The organism is Streptomyces sp. NBRC 109706, from assembly GCF_000974485.1.
Classification (GTDB): domain Bacteria; phylum Actinomycetota; class Actinomycetes; order Streptomycetales; family Streptomycetaceae; genus Streptomyces.
In genome coordinates, this window is the sequence record NZ_BBOM01000008.1 from 107,404 (window position 1) to 125,091 (window position 17,688).

13 protein-coding genes and 1 pseudogene are annotated in these 17,688 nt (G+C 71.9%); 11 read left to right on the forward strand and 3 right to left on the reverse strand.

From position 1 onward, the window contains the following. Positions 1-30: 30 nt before the first annotated feature. A complete protein-coding gene (locus AOM46_RS17730) occupies positions 31-804 on the reverse strand; it encodes a helix-turn-helix transcriptional regulator (protein ID WP_062212946.1) in 774 nt (257 codons plus the stop codon). A gap of 53 nt (positions 805-857) precedes the next feature. Between AOM46_RS17730 and AOM46_RS17735 the strand changes: the two genes are divergently transcribed. The 3 genes from AOM46_RS17735 (at position 858) to AOM46_RS17745 (ending at position 4,232) form a co-directional block, all read left to right on the forward strand. Beyond that, positions 858-2,111: an MFS transporter gene (locus AOM46_RS17735; protein WP_370592734.1), complete on the forward strand. Its 1,254-nt coding sequence runs from the start codon at positions 858-860 to the stop codon at positions 2,109-2,111. A 92-nt stretch (positions 2,112-2,203) separates the two neighbouring features. Continuing rightward, positions 2,204-3,028 (forward strand): arylamine N-acetyltransferase, encoded by an 825-nt coding sequence (locus tag AOM46_RS17740; protein WP_062212948.1) that lies wholly within the window; start codon positions 2,204-2,206, stop codon positions 3,026-3,028. A gap of 97 nt (positions 3,029-3,125) precedes the next feature. Continuing rightward, the gene (locus AOM46_RS17745) at positions 3,126-4,232 is read left to right on the forward strand and encodes a DUF5954 family protein (RefSeq protein ID WP_067226323.1); all 1,107 of its coding nucleotides are present in this window, start codon (positions 3,126-3,128) and stop codon (positions 4,230-4,232) included. 66 nt (positions 4,233-4,298) lie between these two features. On the opposite strand, the gene AOM46_RS17750 is transcribed toward AOM46_RS17745, so the two are convergent. Then, positions 4,299-5,777, reverse strand: a complete 1,479-nt coding sequence (locus AOM46_RS17750; RefSeq protein ID WP_062212951.1) for a ketol-acid reductoisomerase — start codon at positions 5,775-5,777, stop codon at positions 4,299-4,301. Positions 5,778-5,865: 88 nt separating this feature from the next. Here AOM46_RS17750 and ilvY point away from each other — a divergent pair, with 88 nt between their 5' ends. From ilvY to AOM46_RS17785, 8 genes and pseudogenes are all read left to right on the forward strand, one after another. Continuing rightward, positions 5,866-6,744, forward strand: coding sequence for an HTH-type transcriptional activator IlvY (ilvY, locus tag AOM46_RS17755; protein ID WP_062212954.1), 879 nt, complete (start codon positions 5,866-5,868; stop codon positions 6,742-6,744). A 198-nt stretch (positions 6,745-6,942) separates the two neighbouring features. Then, entirely contained in the window at positions 6,943-7,467 is a 525-nt protein-coding gene (locus AOM46_RS17760; RefSeq protein ID WP_158920465.1) for a hypothetical protein, read from the forward strand. Beyond that, the gene (locus AOM46_RS17765) at positions 7,457-8,281 is read left to right on the forward strand and encodes an AAA family ATPase (RefSeq protein ID WP_158920467.1); all 825 of its coding nucleotides are present in this window, start codon (positions 7,457-7,459) and stop codon (positions 8,279-8,281) included. The genes AOM46_RS17760 and AOM46_RS17765 overlap by 11 nt, the downstream gene beginning before the upstream one ends. A 15-nt stretch (positions 8,282-8,296) precedes the next feature. Further along, positions 8,297-8,824: a hypothetical protein gene (locus AOM46_RS17770; RefSeq protein WP_062212963.1), complete on the forward strand. Its 528-nt coding sequence runs from the start codon at positions 8,297-8,299 to the stop codon at positions 8,822-8,824. A gap of 347 nt (positions 8,825-9,171) precedes the next feature. After that, positions 9,172-10,132 (forward strand): annotated as a pseudogene (locus AOM46_RS32080) (phosphotransferase family protein); the annotation flags it as partial. A 100-nt stretch (positions 10,133-10,232) separates the two neighbouring features. Beyond that, positions 10,233-10,889 carry an RNA polymerase sigma factor gene (locus AOM46_RS17775; protein ID WP_062212966.1) on the forward strand — a complete coding sequence of 219 codons (657 nt, stop codon included), beginning with the start codon at positions 10,233-10,235 and terminating at the stop codon, positions 10,887-10,889. Then, positions 10,886-11,866 (forward strand): CU044_5270 family protein, encoded by a 981-nt coding sequence (locus AOM46_RS34625; RefSeq protein WP_062212970.1) that lies wholly within the window; start codon positions 10,886-10,888, stop codon positions 11,864-11,866. The genes AOM46_RS17775 and AOM46_RS34625 overlap by 4 nt, the downstream gene beginning before the upstream one ends. Positions 11,867-11,958: 92 nt before the next feature. Beyond that, positions 11,959-15,168 carry an NACHT domain-containing protein gene (locus AOM46_RS17785; protein WP_158920469.1) on the forward strand — a complete coding sequence of 1,070 codons (3,210 nt, stop codon included), beginning with the start codon at positions 11,959-11,961 and terminating at the stop codon, positions 15,166-15,168. Between the two features lie 5 nt (positions 15,169-15,173). On the opposite strand, the gene AOM46_RS17790 is transcribed toward AOM46_RS17785, so the two are convergent. Next, the gene (locus AOM46_RS17790) at positions 15,174-17,255 is read right to left on the reverse strand and encodes a serine/threonine-protein kinase (RefSeq protein ID WP_062212976.1); all 2,082 of its coding nucleotides are present in this window, start codon (positions 17,253-17,255) and stop codon (positions 15,174-15,176) included. Positions 17,256-17,688: the final 433 nt, after the last annotated feature.

Here is a 17,688-nt window from a genome sequence, read left to right on the forward strand (position 1 = left end):
CATGGTAGGAACCGGCCGGCACGCCCGGTCTCAGCGGGGGGACCGGTGTCGGCCCGGGGTGTGGCCGTAGGACTGCCGGAAGACGTCGATAAAGGCGCTGGCCGACGACCAGCCGCAGCGGTGCGCCACCGTGGTCACCGGCAGGTCCTCAGCCAGCAGCACCAGCGCCTGGTAGAGCCGTAGTTGGGTGCGCCACTGGGGGAACGTCATGCCGAGGTCGGAGGTGAAGAGACGGGAGAGCGTGCGGGCGCTGACGCCGGCCTCCTTGCCGAGCGCCGCCAGGGTCCGCTGCTCGGCGGGGTTCGCCCGCAGGGCGTCACAGACCGCCCTGAGGCGGCTGTCGGTGGGGGTCGGCAGATGCAGTGCCTGCTGGGGGGACGCCGCGAGCCGGTCCAGCAGAACGGCCCGCAGCCGGTGACGTTCGGCGCTGTCGTCGTCCGGATCACGGGTGTAGGCGAGGATCAGCTCCCGCAGCAGCGGCTCCACCGTCAGCACGGTCGGCGCGTCCAGCCGCAGCGGGTTGACCGTCGCCGGCAGACCGACGAGATGGAGGTCGATCGCCCCGTGGGCGTGGTGCGCGTGCACCGTGCCCGCCGGCACCCAGATCGCCCGGGTCGCGGGGGCGATCCAGGTCCCCACGTCCGTGGTGATGGCCAGCACGCCGCGCGCGGCATAGACGATCTGGTGGCCGTCGTGGCGGTGGGCGTCGATCTCCGCTCCCGGCGCCAGCCACCGGACGCGCGTCGGAGCGACGGACTCATGGCGGATGTGGTGGGTGTGGCAGGGTTGGCTAGTAGTCGACATTGCCTGTCTTTTTATCGGAAGCGCGCCGCCGGGTCCAGGATGACGATGGTCGGGTGGCGGACAACCGAGCAGAGAAGCGCGTGCGGAAGCGGGCACGGCGAGGGACAGGAAACCGGGCGATCAGGCTGCTGTCCCTCGGGCATGCCTGTGTCGACGTCTACCAGGGCGCGGTGGCCGCCCTGGTCCCGTACTTCGTGGCCGAACGCGCGTACACCTATGCCGCCGCCTCGGGTCTGGTGCTCGCCGCTTCGCTGCTGTCCTCGGTGGCACAACCCCTGTTCGGGCTGCTGACCGACCGGCGGGCGATGCCCTGGCTGCTCCCGGTGAGCACGATCGTCGGCGGTCTCGGCATCGCGCTGAGCGGCCTCGGCGGCTCCTATGCCCTGACGCTCGTCTTCGTCGCCGTCGGCGGGATCGGCGTCGCCGCCTACCATCCGGAGTCGGCCCGGGTGGCGCGTGTCGCGAGCGGGGGCAGCAACACCGCCATGGGCTGGTTCTCCCTGGGCGGCAACCTCGGTTTCGCCTTCGCCCCGATCCTGGTCGCCGTCGTGGTGGGCGTCGGCGGTCTGCGGTTCTCCCCGCTGCTCGTCCTGCCCGCCCTGGTCGGCAGCCTGCTGTGCCTTCCCGTGCTGCGGGGGATGCGACGCGCGGCCGTCACCACGGGCGCCCCGGCGCCCCCACCCGCCCGGCGCGACGACTGGCCGTCCTTCGTCAGGCTGGCCCTGGCCGTGGTCTGCCGGTCGATCGTCTTTGTCGGCCTGAGCACCTTTGTCTCGTTCCATGTTCGCGAACGCACCGGCGGTGGCATGGCCGCCGGGACGGCCGCGCTGGTCGTGCTCTATCTCGGCGGCGCGGTCGGCACCGTCCTCGGCGGTCGGTTGGCGGATCGCCGGGACCGGGTCACCGTGGTGCGCCGCTCGTATCTTCTGACCGTCCTCGCGGTGGCGGGGCTGGTCCTTGTGCCAGGACCGGGCATCTACCTGTTTGTGGCGCTGACCTCCGCCGGGCTCTATATCCCCTTCTCCCTTCAGGTGACCCTCGGTCAGGACTATCTGCCCAACCGCGTCGGCACCGCCAGCGGCATCACCCTGGGGCTGACGATCAGCGTCGGCGGCCTGTTCAGTCCGTTGATCGGACGCCTGGCCGACGCCACCTCCCTGGGGACCGCCCTCGCGCCGCTGATCGCCCTGCCGGCCGTGGCCTGGCTGCTGTTCCGGACCCTCGCGGAGCCGGCGCCGCCCGCGCGGCCAGCCCCGGCGGCCGTTCCTCCGGCCGTTCCTCCGGCCGGCGAGGAGGCGAAGGGCTGAGGTCTGGTCCCAGCGGACGAGGGCCAACCGCCGAGGCCGGTTCGGCCCCTGGGCCGGGGACGGCGCACCGGCCGGCTGACTACCGTCACCCCATGTCCTACGAAAAGCAGTTCGAACTCGAAGCCTATCTGCGCCGCATCGGCTGGCGGGAGGAACCGGCCGCCGATCTGGCGACCCTGCGCGGCGTGCACCGCGCCCATCTCCTCTCCCTCCCCTTCGAGAACCTGGACGCCCTGCGCGGCACCGCGCCGTCGCTCGAAGTCGACGATCTGCTGGCCAAGTTGGTGCACGAGCGGCGCGGCGGCTACTGCTTCGAACACAACACCCTGCTGGCCGCCGCGTTGGAGGCGCTGGGCTTCGGGGTGACCGCGCTGACCGGGTGGGTGGCGCTGGGCGCCGAGCGGCTGACCGGCCGGCCGCGTTCGCACCAGCTGCTGCTGGTCTCGGTCCCCGGGGACCCACAGCCCCAGCTCGCTGATGTCGGCTTCGGGGCGGCCGGAGGACTGCTGGAGCCGGTGCCGTTGGTCACCGGTGCGGAGTTCAGGACCGATGCGCGGCGGCACCGTCTCGTCCACGCCCCCCATCCCGGCCCGTTGCCCCTGTGGGTCCTTGAGGCATGGGTCGACGGCTCCTGGCAGCCCCAGGTCGGATTCACCCTGGAGCCCTTCGAACCGGTGCACATGGTGACCCAGAACTGGTATGTGGCCACCCATCCGCGCTCCCCGTTCGCCCAACGCCTCTTCGCACAGCGGACCCTGGCCGATCACCACCTCGCCCTGGACGGCCGGGAACTGGTCGAGACCCGGGCCGACGGAACCGTCACCAAGCGGCAGTTGGCCGATGACGCGGAGGTGCGTCAGATGCTGGCCGAACGGTTCGGGATAGCCGTCCCCGAGGACACACCCCCGCTGGGCTGACGGTCCTTCGACGGCCTGACTCCGGCGGGCCGCACCAAAGCGGATGGATTCGACGGAATACGCATACGGGGCCCGCCGCTCTCGGCAGAATGGGCCCATGGACCTTGACGAGACGGGACCGGACGAGGTGCGGCCGGTGGTGGTGCGGGTTCCGGTGGAGCCGGTGGAGGCCGCCATGGAAGCCGACGCGGTGGACGCCGCGCTGGACGCGGCCGACGTGGCGGTGCGTGGCCCGCTGTTCGGCGCCGCCGTGCAGGGCCCGGAGGACGGGGCGCGGTGGCGGGTGCTGGTCTCGGTGTCGAACAACTGCCCACAGTTGGCGCGCGACGGCCTGAACTCCCTGCTGTGGTTCCGCGCGAAGGACGAGGCCAAGAACCGGGCCGAGCGTCGCGCCCTGCTGGCGGCGGTCGCCCGGCTGGAGACCGAACGGGTCGACGATCTCACCGTTCTCGACACCCGCTACCGGATCGTCCGCGCCGACGAGTACGCCGGCATGGGGCCCGACGGCTTCGAAGGGCCCCGGCCGACCGATCCGGAGCCCGTCACCCCCGACTGGAGCCGGGGCACGCTGGACGCGAAGATCGATGACGGGCTGGTCCTGGACCCGGACGCGCCGGTCACCCCCACCCAGGCCATGGAACGGCTGACGCTGCGCGGCATGGTCTACGCCGGCTCCCGGTTCCCCGACGAGGTGCTGCGGGATTCGCGCCGCGCCCTGACCACCCACCCCGACATCGTGTTGCTGCCCGCGACGTTCAAGGTCGTGGAGCGGACCGGCTCCGCGTGGTCATCGAGCGGTGGCCTGCACTCCACCCCGCAGGAGGCCCGCAAATCGCTGGACTTCTCCCTGCGGTACTGGGAGCCGCGCACGCGCGGACTCATCCCCATGGGGTCCGACTGGGATGTCGACGCCCGTACCCAGGCCGCCAGGGACGCCGACGCGGCGGGGGAGTTGACCGCGTTCGCCGACGCCGCCGACCGGCTGCGCGCCGGGCGGGTCGACGAACTGGAGGTCCTGGGCACCCTCTTCCGCATCGGCCGCACCCGCCGCCTGGTGCGCTGGGGGCCCGAAGGCCCCGAAGGCCCCCGCCCCTCCGACGTCAACCGTCAGGACCCCAACCCCCTCCACCCCGTGATGGACGAGGACGGCCGGATCCACTACGAGGAAGACCCCGACGATCCCGACGAGTTCGACCACACCTGAGCCGTCCCGCGCCGCCCGGTGTCCGGAAGTGCCCCCTCCTTGAGCGGAGCTGCCGCGGCGGTCCCGTCAGCCGACGAAGACATCCACCGAGGGGCGCAGCCGGGCCGCCGAGGCGAGCGCTTCATGCACCGGATGCTCGGTGAAGGCGTCGATGAGCGCGGGGTCGGCGGCCCGCTCGGCGGCGGGGAACGCGATCTGCTCATAGGCCGACTGGAAGCGCGGCCCCCAGCGCCGGGAGCCGAGCCGGGCGGTCTGGGAGCAGTTGTCCACCATGTGCGCGACATCGCGGGCGTGCATATACGGCAGCAGCGAGTCCACGGCCTCGATGACCGACTCGTTGACGATCTCCGACCAGGGGTGGCCGCGCTCGGCGAACTCGTCGATCTGGCCGACCATGGTGGCGACGAAGAGGCCGGCCGTGAACGGGTCGACGGACAGCTCCCGTTCACCCCGCCGGGCGCGCACGGCCTCGGCCTGCCGCCACATCGGGGACCCGCTGATCCCGGCCATGGGCCGGGTCACCAGCCGCTGTTCGGCGAGGACGACACCGCGCAGCTCGGTGCCGTCGGCGACCTCGTCGTAGATCTCGGCCACGAGATCGCGCGCCGGCCGGTAGGCAGCGCCATAGGCCCGGTCGAAGATCTCCCGGTCGGCCGGGGCCAGTCGCTGGCGTACGGCGCGGAGCCCCTCGCGGGAGATGGCGTGCGCGATGGGGCCGGTGACGTTCTCGCAGGAACGCTCGTAGGCAGTGATCGGATCGTCGCCGGCGAGCCGGTGGTGCCGGTACAGCGCCTCGACCAGGCCATGGACGGCGCCCAGGAGGATGGCGCGTTCACCGACGATATCGGACCGGTACTCGCTCTCCAGCGTGGTGCGGAAGGTGTACGGCGATCCCAGCGCCACCGACCAGCCGAGCGCGCGGTCCACGGCCTTGCCGTCGGGGTCGGCGTGCACCGCGAAGCTGCTGTTGATCCCGGCGCCGTTGATCTCGGCCCCCTGCTCGTACAGCCGGCGCACCGAGTCTCCCATGCCCTTCGGGCAGACGGCGATCACCCCGTGTCCCGCCGGGAAGTCGCCTGCGACGGACCGGAGATGGCCGAGCAGGAAGCCGTGCGAGAGCCCGATCGTGGCACCGGGCTTGAGGGCGTCGAAGAGCTTCTGGTGGTGGTTGGCCAGTGCGGCGTCCGCGATGAGCAGGACCAGCAGATCGCTGCCGCCGGCGACGTCGATCCAGTCACCAAGCGTTCCGTTCTCCTCGGTGAAGCCGTGGGCGCGCGCGTCGGCCGCCGACGCGGAGTTCGGCCGGAGCCCCACCGTGACTCCGATGTCCGTGCCCGCCAGGGAATCGCGCAGGTTGCGCGCCTGGGCGCGCCCCTGGGGCCCCCAGCCGATGACGCCGATCCGCTCGATGCCCGCCAGCGCCCTCGGCAACAGGGGGAAGAGATGTCGGCCGCCTCGCAGGATCGTCTCCCTGCCGCCGGGAACGTCCATCGTCTCGGGGGAGAAGATTGCGGAGGTGAAGGTGTTGGTGGGTGTGGATGTCATGACTGAACTTCTATTTCCATGCCGGGAGACCGGGCAAGCGCAGGATCCGCAGCGGGGCGTTGCGATCGGTGAAAGGCTGAGGTGAGGCGTGTTCGGCGACCAGCGGGACGTACGGTTGTTCCTCCATTTGACGCGGACGTTGAACTTCGGCCGCACCAGCCTGGAGTGCCATGTCAGCCCGGCCACCCTGACCAGATCGGTGCAGCGTCTGGAGGCGGAGCTGGGCCGGCCGCTGTTCGACCGGACTCCGCACGGGGTCACCCTGACGGTGGAGGGCCACCGGTTCCGCGCCTACGCCCTTGAGGCGCTTGACCGTTGGCAGGAGTACCGGCAGGGCCACGACAAGCCCTCGGGACTGGTGGGCCAACTCGCGGTGTTCGCGACCGTGACCGCCTGTCAGGTGCTGTTGCCCGCCCTGCTGGCCCCGTTCCGCGCCGCGCATCCGCAGGTCCGGATCGATCTGCGCACCGGCGACGCGGCCGCCGCGCTCGCCAGACTGGACGAGGGCGAAGTGGACGTGGCGGTGGCCGGCGTCCCGGCTCGGCTCCCCGAGTCCCTGCTGAGCAGAACGGTGGCAACCACCGAGCTGGTGTTGGTGACCTCGCGGAACCGGGCGGAGCACGTACTGGACGGCCCCTTCGTACTGCCCCACCGGGGCCTGGTCCGTGAGGCGGCCGAACGCTGGTTCCGCGCGCGGCACCGCGCCCCCGAGGTGGTGGCCGAGCCGGAGGGCCACGAGGCGCTGCTGACCCTGGTCGCCCTCGGCTATGGAACGGGAGTCGTGCCCAAGCTCGTCCTGGACACCAGCGCCGCGCGCGAAACGCTGACCACCGTCCCCGTCGCCCCACCCCCGGCGGCCCTCACCATCGGCCTGTGCGTCCGCCGCGCCAACCTCCGCCGCCCCCTGGTCGCCACCTTGTGGAGCCTCACCACGACGGCCAACTCCCCGCCGCCCGAGGGCAGGTAGCGTTCAAGAGCGTTCAGGGCCGTGCCACAGGCGTCCGAAAAGGGCATGCCGCGCCAAGAGGGCTCTTTCCAGAAGACTCCGCCGATGCCAACATTGACGACCTGTCTGCGGAATTGGTGCTTCTTTGCCCGGACCGACCCGGTCCTTTCTCCCGCTCTTCCTCGCGCCGACTCCGCACGCTCGACACGGGGGTCACATGTGATCGAAACCATTGTGCTCAGCGTGATCACCAACGTGCTCGGCGACTACATCACGGGGCTCCTGACCGACAGACGCGACGCACGGGATCGTGACGAGCTCGTCTCGCTCATCGCGACGCAGGTCAGGGATTCCGACCCGGAGAGCAGCGATGCCCAGGCACGGCGCCTCGCGGCAAGGGAACTGGACACGGTCGTCAAATTGGACCGCAGTCTCTCCTGGCAGGACGACCGCCTGACCGTCAGCCCCGCCGGAGACCCCAGTCAGCCCGCGGCGTCGGTCGGTCAGGTGCTGGACGAGCTGACGGCCAGCGTGACCGCTCGCCGCCGTGAGTTGGGGCTCCCCATGGCCGACGACGCCACGGTGCACCACGCCCACCCCAAATCCGCCGAGGACGATCTGCTTCCGCCAGTCCCGGCCCCTCCCGGCGTCACCGTCCAGGATCTCCGGACGGGGATCCTGGCTCTGTATACCGATGTGCTCCGCGAGAAGGAGCGGCGCCGAAGGAGTTCGGATGCCGACTAACGCGATTGCTGAGCGATTCCGTGAAGTGGTCTCCCTCCATCTCGTGGGAAATTTCCAGCCAGATGTGGCGCCGGGGTTTCCGTTGCTCCTGGGAATTCAGGGACCTCCTGGCGAGGGGAAGACCTATCAGGTCGAGCGGATCCTTGAGGAGGCGGGGGTCGTCCCGCTGTTGCTCTCCGGAGGCGAGTTGGAGAGCCCGAACGCGGGCGCGCCGGCGGCACGGATCCGTGCTGTCTACCGGGACGCGGGAGTCCACCTGGATGCCGGCACCCCCGCGGTGGTGCTGCTCAACGACGCGGACGCGGCGATCGGTAGTTGGGGCGAGCTGACCCAGTACACCGTCAACACCCAGAACCTGATCACCGAACTCATGCATCTTGCGGACTATCCGACCCGAGTGGAGGGCCAAGGGACCCGTCGGGTGCCGATCATCCTGACGGGCAACGACTTCACCCGCCTCTACGCGCCCCTCCGACGCACCGGACGGATGGGGATCTTCAGCTGGCGCATGAACCCGGCCGAGCGAGAGGCCGCGGTGCGTTCCCTGTTCCCGTGGCTGGTCGACAAGACGGCAAGGGAGCTCGTGCTTCGTTTTCCCGACCAGCCCATCTCCTTCTGGGCGGCGGTGCGTCGTCGCCTCGACGACGGGGTGCTCATCGCCGCTGTGGAACGCCGCGGGCTGCGCGATCTGACTCGGCGGTTGGTCTCCGGCAGTCGAATCAAGATCGACGATCACACCTACTCGGTCGAGGACATCACGGTGGCGGCCAAAGCCATGGCTGACGACTCCGCCCACGACTTCCTCACCTCCTAGACCTCTCGGAGCGTCATGGCCATCACCAGGACTTCCACCCACACCGCCACATACACACGCACGGAACTCATCAAGATGCAGGTTGAACGGGTCCTGGTACGCAGTCGCGTGACGCAGAAGTGCACCGAGGCCATCCTGCGGGGGCTTGAGATGCGCTGGATCGCCGAGGTGTCCATCTACGGTCTTGACGAGAATGACGAATGCCATGCGGAGTTGTTCATCAAGGTCGACTGGAGCCGGAACGCCCTGCATATCTCGGCTGGACGGGACACGGTGCAGATCGATGACGGGTGGCAGGACGGCATCTCCGCCGAAATCGACCTGTCGCTCAAGAAGTTCGAGGAGTTCGTGCGTCAGCTCGGGCTCCGCCGGGTCTTCCGCACCCGATATGCTCCCGGTGTCGACCGGGATTTGACAAACCGCAGGCTCGGCTTCGTCCGGAGCTCCGCCGTGCGATGGCGCGACGGAACGGTCGGCACCGCCATGAGTATCCCGGAGCTGGACGAGGTCACCGTGGGGATCAACATCGCGGCAAGCGACTGAGTACAGTCCCGCTTGTCCAGGCCCCCCACCGCCCGACTGCGCGTGGCGGTGACGCTTCGTCGCGGCGGTGGGCAGCGGGGAGAATGGGGCCATGGCGAAGTGTGAGAAGTGTGGTGCGCGGAAGCGTCGTTGGCGTCGGAGCTGTGCCGGGTGCGGTGGTGGGCAGGGGCGGTCGGAGGCGGTCACGGATGCCGCCGACCTGGCCGTGGCGGCGGGGGCACTGGGGTGGATATGGCGAGGAATCATGGGGTTTGTGCGGATGGTGCTGCGTGCGTTCAACTGACCGGCTCGGGCGCGGGTCGCTGAAAGGCTTTGCGGGGGCGTCGCCCGGGTGATGGGGTGGCGCGGTGATCGAACACGAGGAGGCGGCCGCCGTCCGCCCGTTGACCCTGGCCTGGGTGCACCGGCATCTGGCGGCCGGCGAGGCGGATCGTCCGGATCGAGGCGCTGCACGGCGGCATCACCGCCGAGATGCGGAGGCTGACCCTCGGAACGCGGGACGGGCACACGCGTGACCTGGTGCTGCGGTCCTTCGTCGACCCGTTCCACCTGGCGCGCGCCGAGGACTCGCTGGGCCGGGAGGCCGGCGCCCTGGCCCTGCTCACGGGGACCGATGTGCCGGCTCCCGAGCTGGTCGCGGTGGATCCGACCGCCGCGCACTGCGAGTACCCGTCGCTCCTGATGGCCTGTCTGGTCGGCCGGACCGTCCTTGACGACACGGGACTGGAGGCGCGCGTCCCGCTGCTGGCCCGTCAACTCGTGGCGATCCACGCGGTGCGGCCCGCTGAACGGCCCCTGGAGTACGAGGCGTTGACGACCGCCGACACCGTGGTGACGCCCGAGGGCGCCGACGCGGCGGTATGGGCGGCGGCGATCGAGGTGATCCGGGGGCCGGCGCCGCCCTATGTCGGTCGGTTCCTGCACCGGGACTTCCAGCCCGGCAATGTGCTCTTCGCCGTGCCGCCCCGGGCGCCGGCGGCGGCCCGGATCACCGGCGTCGTCGACTGGGCGGGCGCCTCCTGGGGGCCGGCGGATCTCGATGTGGCGCACTGTGCCACCGTTCTCGCGCTGCTGCACGGCCCGGCCTGGGGCCTGCGGTTCCCCGAGGCATACGAGGCGGCCGGCGGAACGCCGGCCACGGTCCCGAGCGAGCGGCGGTACTGGCTGGTGCGGGACGCTCTGGCGGCCTCGGAGGAGATACGGGAGATGTCGGTGCCCTGGCGGCAGGCGGGCAGGACCGAGCTGACGGCGCGCGCCGTGGCGGAGCGGCTGGACGCCTACCTCACCGCCCTGATGGCCATGTTTGGGCTGAGCCGCCCCCGAGACCCGACGTCGAGCGACCCGAAAGGTGACACGGGTCACGGGGCGGCGGGGGAACCCGGGGCACGGTGCGGACAGGGCACGGGACATGACGACAGAACTGCGGCCCCGGATTCGAGACGGGGACGAGGATGCCTTCGCCGAGCTGTTCGACGCCTATGCGCGTTCCGTCTACAATCACGCGTTTCGGCTGACCGGGGACTGGGGGGCCGCCGAGGACGCCGTGTCGTTGACGTTTCTCGAAGCCTGGCGGCTGCGCGGGCGGTTGGACGCCGAGGGCGGTTCGCTACGGCCCTGGCTGCTGGGGATCGCGACCAATGTCGTGCGCAACAGCCGGCGCGCCGCCCGCCGCCACGCGGCGGCGCTGTCGCGACTGCCACGCCCCGAGGCCGTCCGCGACTTCGCCGACGAGGTGGCGGGCCGGATCGACGACGCCGCTCTGCTGGCGACGGTACGCCTCGCCCTGGACACCCTGCGCCGCCCCGAACGCGAGGTGTTGGCGCTGTGCGTGTGGGCGGGCCACGACTATCCGACGGCCGCCGAGGCGCTGGGCATCCCGGTCGGCACCGTCCGCTCCCGGCTGTCCCGCGCGCGCCGCAAGCTCGCGGCGGCGGCCGAGGCGCGCGTCGCGCGGAACGCGGCGGAGCCGGTGGCCGCCGGGCGGGAACCGCCGGGCCGGCAAGGACAGGTAGGAGGTGGCCGCCGAACGGCGGCCTGGCCCACCCAACGGAAGGACACCCCATGAACGACAACGCGTCGCTCCCCGAACGGGACCTCCCGCCGGGCCGTCACCGACAGCTCAAGGAGCACCTGATGCGCGAGATCCGACAGACCCCGGAATCCGATGGCGTCCGGGCCGGCCGGCGGAAGTGGTTGCTGCCGGCGGTCGGCGTGCCGGTGGCGGCCGGCGGGCTCGCGCTCGCCCTGCTGGTGGGCGGCCTCCCCGGCGGTTCCGACGACCCCGAGCGTGGCAGGGAGACCGAGGCCGGCCGCACGGCGGGCAGCGAGGGGACCGACCGGACGGCGGTCCAGCTGCTGACCCAGGTGGCCGACCGGGCCGCCGCCGAGGCCCCGGGTGACATCCGCGACGACCAGTACGTGTATGTCTCAGGCGTGGAGCTGTACCTGGGCGACGAGTCCAGGGAACGCGAGATCTGGAAGGCGGTGGACGGCGCCGCGGAAGGGCTGCTGCGGCTGAGCGGCGACGAGGAGGACATCCCGCTCGAACCCGACCCGATGCCCGCGCCGGGAAGCGACGGGACCTCGTCCTGCTACCGCTTCCTCGAAACGCTGCCCACCGATCCCGAGGCCATGCTGGCGTGGCTCTACGCGCGGCAGGAGGAGGGCGACGCCGACCACGACGCCGACCAGGACGCGTTTGTCCTGATCGGCGATCTGGTCAGGGAGGCCCTGGTGCCGCCGGAGGTGGCCGCCGCGCTCTACGGCGCCGCCGCGCTCATCCCCGGCGTGACCCTGGTGCCCGACGCGGTCGACGCGACGGGCCGCCCGGGGGTCGCGGTCGCCAGGACCGACGCCTACAACCCCGACACCAGCGAGGAGTTGATCTTCGACGAGGAGTCGCTTGAACTGCTCGGCACCCGCACCGTCGCCCTGACGGACATCGACTACGAGGACCTGCCCCCGATCGGCGCCGGCGAGGTGACCTATGCGTCCGCCGTCCTGGACCGCGCGGTCGTAGACGAGGCGGGCACCCACCCCTGAGGCCGAAACGGGTCACCGGGCCGGCCCGCCGGGCCCGTCCGGGTGATGAGGATTCCTCCTCATCACCCGGACGGGTCTGACAGACTGACGCAATGTCAGCTTGGAAGGATCCGCGGTGGCGGCGGCGATTACGGACGGCCCTCTACCTGGCGGGGGGAGCGGTTACCCTCGGGCTCGCCGCCCTCATGGTGCGCAGCGGCATCAGCCAGGGCGACTCGGTGGCCAGCGTCGTCGGGCTCTTCGTGGGGATCGCGGGCCTTGTCGTCAGCCTGGCCGACGTGCTGCGCGGGGAACCGCCGCCGCCGCCCGATCCCCGGGAGATCGCCGACGATCTGGCGCGGACCCTGAGGGCCCAGTGGCTCGCCGAGGCGGAGTCCCGCCGGGTGCGCGATCCCCGCGTGCTGCCGCTGACCTGGGCCGCCACCCGGCGCGAGGTCGGCCAGGACCCCGAGGCCGCCGCCGGGGCGCCGATCGGCGGCCGGGTGGTACGCCTGCGGCTCGACGGGCGCCTGGACGGGCGGTTCGACGAGGCCGTCGAAGGGCTCGCCGCCGGGTACCGGCAGATCGCCAGCGGACGACTGGTCGTCCTCGGCGAACCGGGCGCGGGGAAGACCGTGTTGGCGCTGCTGCTCACCCTGGGCCTGCTGGACGAGGCACACCGCGAGCCCGGCGGCCAGGTGCCGGTGCTGGTGTCGGCCTCCTCCTGGGACCCGATCACCGAACCCCTCGACGACTGGCTGGTGCACCGGCTCGCCGAGTCCTCCTACGCCGGCCGCGAGGAGATCCCCCGCACCCTGCTCCGGCACCGGCTGCTGCTGCCGATCCTCGACGGGCTCGACGAGATCCCCGAATCCGCCCGCCGCAGCGCCGTGCGCGCGCTCAACCACGCGCTCGGCCAGGAACGCCCCATCGTCGTGACCTGCCGGGCCGCCGAGTACGAGGACGTGATCAAGGCCGGTTCGCCGGTGCTGCGCCGGGCTCCCGTGGTGGAGATCGCGCCCGTCGCCGCCGAGGACGCCATCCGGTATCTGGGCGACATCTCCTGGTCTGAGCAGACCGACTGGACCCCGGTGTACGAACGGCTGCGCGCCGCGCCGGAAGGGCCGTTGGCCGCCGCGCTCTCCACCCCGCTGATGATCTCCATGGCGCGCACCGGATACGAACGACTCCCCGGGCCGTCCGCCGAGTTGGCCGACGAGGAGCGGTTCGGCAGCCGGCAGGCCGTGGAGGACTATCTGACCGAGCGGTTCATCGACGCCGCCTACGCACCGGGCGCCTTCCCCTGGGCCCCGCCCGGCGACGCGCCGGGCCAGGACGCGGCGCGGGCCAGACGGCGGCTGTCGTTCCTTGCCCGGTATCTCCATCGGCACCGGGAACGCGACCTCGCCTGGTGGCGGATGAGCGGGCGGCTGCTGTCCGCCTGGGCGGCACCTGGCATGGGCCTGGCGTTCGGCGTGCTCTTCACGATGGTGGCGGCGGTCGTCCTGAACCTCTCGGGAGCGGACGGCATCGATCTGATCATCGGCTGCGCCCTGATCGGCGGGTGTTTCGCCATCCTCACCATGCTGGTCTGGTACGCCACGCCCAACCGCCCACCGGGCCGACTGTCGTTCACCCGGCGCGGCGCGCTGCCCCGACTGCGCCGGGGCTTCGCGACCGGGTTCGCGGTCGCGGCCGTACCGGCCGCGGCGATCTGCGGGACGGCGCTGCTGGCCGCCCTGTCCGACGGCTCGCACAAGTCGTGGGGGAACGCCCTGGAGTTCGTGGTGCCCGCACTGGCCGTCATGGTCATCGTCGGCTGCGGCGTCGCCGTCCACGAGAGCCTGAACGCGCCGCCCGAGCACGCCGGTCGGGCCGATCCGCTCGACTCGCTGCGCGCGGACCGCCGTTCGGCGCTGGTCGGGGCGCTGGCCGCCGCCGTGGTCGTGGGCCTGGGAACCTTCCCGGTGCTGGTCACCGTGCGGGTACTGGCGTCACTCGTCGGCATGGCGTTGAGCGGCTGGGCCGGCGAACCGGCGCTGACCGACCTGGTGTTGCTGGAGGCGCGCCGCGAAGCGCGGCGCTTCGGTTCCCCGGAAGGCGAGGAGTACGCCACACCGGGGCTGCTGATCGTCCAGTACACCTTGCTGCCCGGCGTCGCCGCGGCGCTGCCCATCCTGCTGTCGCGGGCCTGGACGCGGTTCGCGCTGCTGCGTCTGGTCGCCTCGATGCGCGGGCCACTGCCCTGGCGGCTCACGGGCTTCCTGGCCGACGCCCACCGGCGCGGCGTGCTCCGGCAGTCAGGGGGGCAGTACCAGTTCCGGCATATCAGGCTGCAGGAGGCCCTGGTGGAGCGGCCCTCGGGCGCCGCGCCCCCGCCCGGCGCGTTCACCCTCCAGGCGCCCTGGCGGGTGCGCGGCTCCGCACGCCTCACGACGGGGGCGGCCGTCGTGGCGCTCGCGGTGCTGCTCCCCTCGCTTCTGGCGCATCCCGACGACGATTCGACGGCCACCATCATCACGGACTTCTCCGCCGACTCCCTGGCCTTCGACGGCGATCTGGTGACGGCCAGGGACGGGGACTGGCTGCACCGGTGGGACGCGGCCACCGGCCGGCCGACGAAGGGTCCGCCGCGGCGCGTCGAGTTCGTGGATGTCGGAGGCCGCCTGCCCGACGAGTTCGTGACGGCCGTCACCGAGGACGGGTTCTGGTCGTACGCCGCTGTCTTCGACCTGCGCACCGGCGACGACCTGCTCGAGTACTTCTGGCTCGCGGACGGAGTCCCGGATTTCGAAGAAGCCGCGCCGTTCGCGCCGACCGGCGACGATCCGCTGCTGCTCGCCGTGGGATGCGCCGAGCCACGGTCGTATGTCGTCGACGCGCGTGACGGCGACTACGTCCCCACCTCGCCCGAACTGGCCGCGAAGCTGTGCGCCGACGACAGATACCGGCACGCCGTGCTCGGCCCGGCCCGCACGCTGATCGCCCTCTGGGACCGCAACACCAACTGCGGGGTGCGCCTGCTGGACTATGTGTCGGCCGTGGAGGTCGGCAGGATCGACAGCACCTGCCTGGACGAGAGCTCCACCTACCTCTCGGCCGTGGCCGTCAGTCCCGACGACCGCCTGCTGGCGACCGGCTATGGCGACGGCACCGTGCTGCTCTGGGACATCGGGAGCGGGGAACCCCTGGGCGGGCCACTGACGGGCCACACCCCGGAGACGCCCATCGACTTCCTGGCGTTCAACGACGAAGGCACCCGCCTGGCCAGTCACGACATGGAGGACAGCACGATCCGGCTGTGGGACGTCCCCGCGCCCTGACGGACCTACGCCGGGTAGGTGCCGGTGGCCGTGTCGAGGGCGAGCAGGTGGGTGGCGGTGGCCACATACACCAGGTCGTCGTGGACGACGGGGTGGTTGCCGTCCACGGTGAACCCCACCTGTTCGCCGGGGCGGGCGTTCCACAGCTCGGAGCCGTCCCCGGCGTCCAGTGCCAGGACGGTGGGGGAGTACTCCGCGCGGTCCGCGACAAGGACCCGTCCGTCGGCGACGGCCGGGATGGTGCCCGGCCGGTCGCCTGCGGCCCACTTCCGTTCGCCGTCGGCGGCGTTCAGCGCGTACACCAGTCGGTCGCCGCCGCCGACATAGACCGTGTCGCCGGCCAGCACGGCCGGTGACGGGCTCTCCGTCCCCTCGTCCTGGACCGGTGAGGCCCATCGCTCCGCGCCGTCGTCCAGGCCGAGGGCCACCACCCGGCCCCCGTCGACGAGATAGAGAACCCCCTGGGACGCGTCCACCGCCGGCGGTCCCGACAGAAAGCCGTCCGAGGGACGCGTCCACCGGGTATCGCCGTCGTCCAGGTCGAGCGCGTACAACTGGTCGTCCCAGGCGCTGAGAAGGACGGTGTCGGCGGTCACCGTCATCGTGTGGTCACGCCAGTCCCGCGCGGACTCCCACCGCCTGTCACCGGTGGCGGCGTCCAGGCAGTACAGGACCCCGTCGGTGACCAGACACACCGTCCCCTCGTGCGCCCGAACCGTCGTGCCGCGGTCCGAGCCGGAGGCGAACTGCCAGTCGGCCACCGCGGTGCGACGGAAGCCGTACACCGTCCCGTCGGCGCACCCCACGAACACCCGGGGGCCGGACGCCGCCAGGGAGCCCGCCTGCTCCAGGGGCGCGGTCCCCAACTTCTCGCCGTTGGACGGCTCCACGGCGTGGAGCCCGTCGAGGTCCACGACATGGAGCACCCCTTCCACCATCAAGGGGGCGGTGGGCAGCACGGAGTTGAGCGCGGTCGTCCATCCCGGTCCGGCGGCCGGGGAGTCGGATCCGGTGCCGGCGGCGCCTGGCCCCGTCCCGCCGTCTCCCGGCCTGTCGCCGAACCGCAGCAGCGCGGCGACGCCCGCACCGGCGGCGGCCACCGCGCCGCCGCCCAGCCACAGGGCCCGACGGCGGCTGGGCGGTCGGGGCGTCGGGGCGGGCGGGGGCGCGAGCGCCGTCCGGGTGGGCAGGGCGTGCGGCGCCGGGGGTTCGGGCCGTTCGGCGGGGTCCGCCGCGCGGCGCGGCGGGTCGGCGACGGTGGGGGCCGGGAGCGCGGGGCGGCCGAACGCGCGCAGGGCGTCATGGACCTCGGCGGCGGTGGCGGGACGGTCGGCGGGATCCTTGGCCAGCAGCCGCAGGACAAGGTCGTCCAGAGCCGCGGGGATGTCGGCACGGTGCCGGCCGGGCGGCGTGGGCGGCGTGCCGAGGTGGGCGGTCATCATGGCGACCGGCCCGCCGGACTCGAACGGCGTGTGCCCGGTGAGGAGTTCGTGGAGGACACAGCCCAGCGCGTAGAGGTCGGAGCGGGCGTCCCCCGGGTGCTCGGCGAAGCGTTCCGGCGGCATATAGGCGAGGGTGCCCATGACCTGGCTGGACTTGGTGGTGGCGGCCATGAAGCGGGCGATGCCGAAGTCGAGGACCTTGATCTCGTCGTCGGTGGTGAGCATCAGGTTGCCGGGCTTGAGGTCCCGGTGGACGACATCGGCGGCATGCGCGGCGGCCAGCGCCGCGGCGGTCCCGGCGGCCCACTCCACCGCGCGGTGGACGGGCGGCGGACCGTCCCGGCGCAGGAGGGCGGCGAGATCGTGCCCGCTGATGAACTCCATGACGAGGTAGAGGGTGCCGTCGGTGGCGTCCTCGCCCATGTCGAAGACGGTGACCACACCACGGTGGTTGAGCCGGCCGGCGGTGCGTGCCTCGCGGAAGAAGAGCTGGGCGCCGCCGCCCCCGCCCCGCTGGTGCGGGAGGAGCTTGACGGCGACGCGGCGTCCGATGACACGGTCGTGGCCCGCCCAGACCTCGCCCATGCCGCCCCGGCCCACGAGCGACGCCAGTTCGTACCGGCCCGCGAGTACCCGATCAGCCACGCTGCCCCCGTCCCCTCGTCCATCGCACACCTGGACCCTCGGTGCCCATTCAACCGCAACCGCGCACCACGGGCTCCCGAGGTTCGGGTGCGGAACCAACGCACCGTAATTCCACTAGAGTCCCGCCCGCTCCGGTTGTCGGGGCGGGGATGCTGCGTACTCTTTTCCCTGTGTGGCCCGGTGGTCGAGTCCGGTGGTCGAGTTCGGTGGATTAGTTCGGCGGCTCGGTCCGGTGGTTGAGTCCTGAGGGGAGAGACAGGTGAATCGGTCGGCATTCCGGCCGTATCGCGAATGACGCCGTGCGGAGTGCGCCGCCGTGTGTTTACCGGAACTCCGATCCGGGATATCCACGCAGCCCAGTGCGCCCGTACCGCCTGATCGACAGCCCGTCGAAAAGCCGCCGGCCCTTCTCTCCTCCCTGGTGGAACCGGCC

Excerpts from the sequence above, each read along its gene's own strand:
- AOM46_RS17740 (WP_062212948.1), top strand. The coding sequence starts at position 2,204 with ATGTCCTACGAAAAGCAGTTCGAACTCGAAGCCTATCTGCGCCGCATC.
- AOM46_RS17775 (WP_062212966.1), top strand. The coding sequence starts at position 10,233 with ATGACGACAGAACTGCGGCCCCGGATTCGAGACGGGGACGAGGATGCC.
- AOM46_RS17770 (WP_062212963.1), top strand. The coding sequence starts at position 8,297 with ATGGCCATCACCAGGACTTCCACCCACACCGCCACATACACACGCACG.
- AOM46_RS17745 (WP_067226323.1), top strand. The coding sequence starts at position 3,126 with ATGGACCTTGACGAGACGGGACCGGACGAGGTGCGGCCGGTGGTGGTG.
- AOM46_RS17730 (WP_062212946.1), bottom strand. The coding sequence starts at position 804 with ATGTCGACTACTAGCCAACCCTGCCACACCCACCACATCCGCCATGAG.
- AOM46_RS34625 (WP_062212970.1), top strand. The coding sequence starts at position 10,886 with ATGAACGACAACGCGTCGCTCCCCGAACGGGACCTCCCGCCGGGCCGT.
- AOM46_RS17785 (WP_158920469.1), top strand. The coding sequence starts at position 11,959 with ATGTCAGCTTGGAAGGATCCGCGGTGGCGGCGGCGATTACGGACGGCC.
- AOM46_RS17765 (WP_158920467.1), top strand. The coding sequence starts at position 7,457 with ATGCCGACTAACGCGATTGCTGAGCGATTCCGTGAAGTGGTCTCCCTC.
- AOM46_RS17750 (WP_062212951.1), bottom strand. The coding sequence starts at position 5,777 with ATGACATCCACACCCACCAACACCTTCACCTCCGCAATCTTCTCCCCC.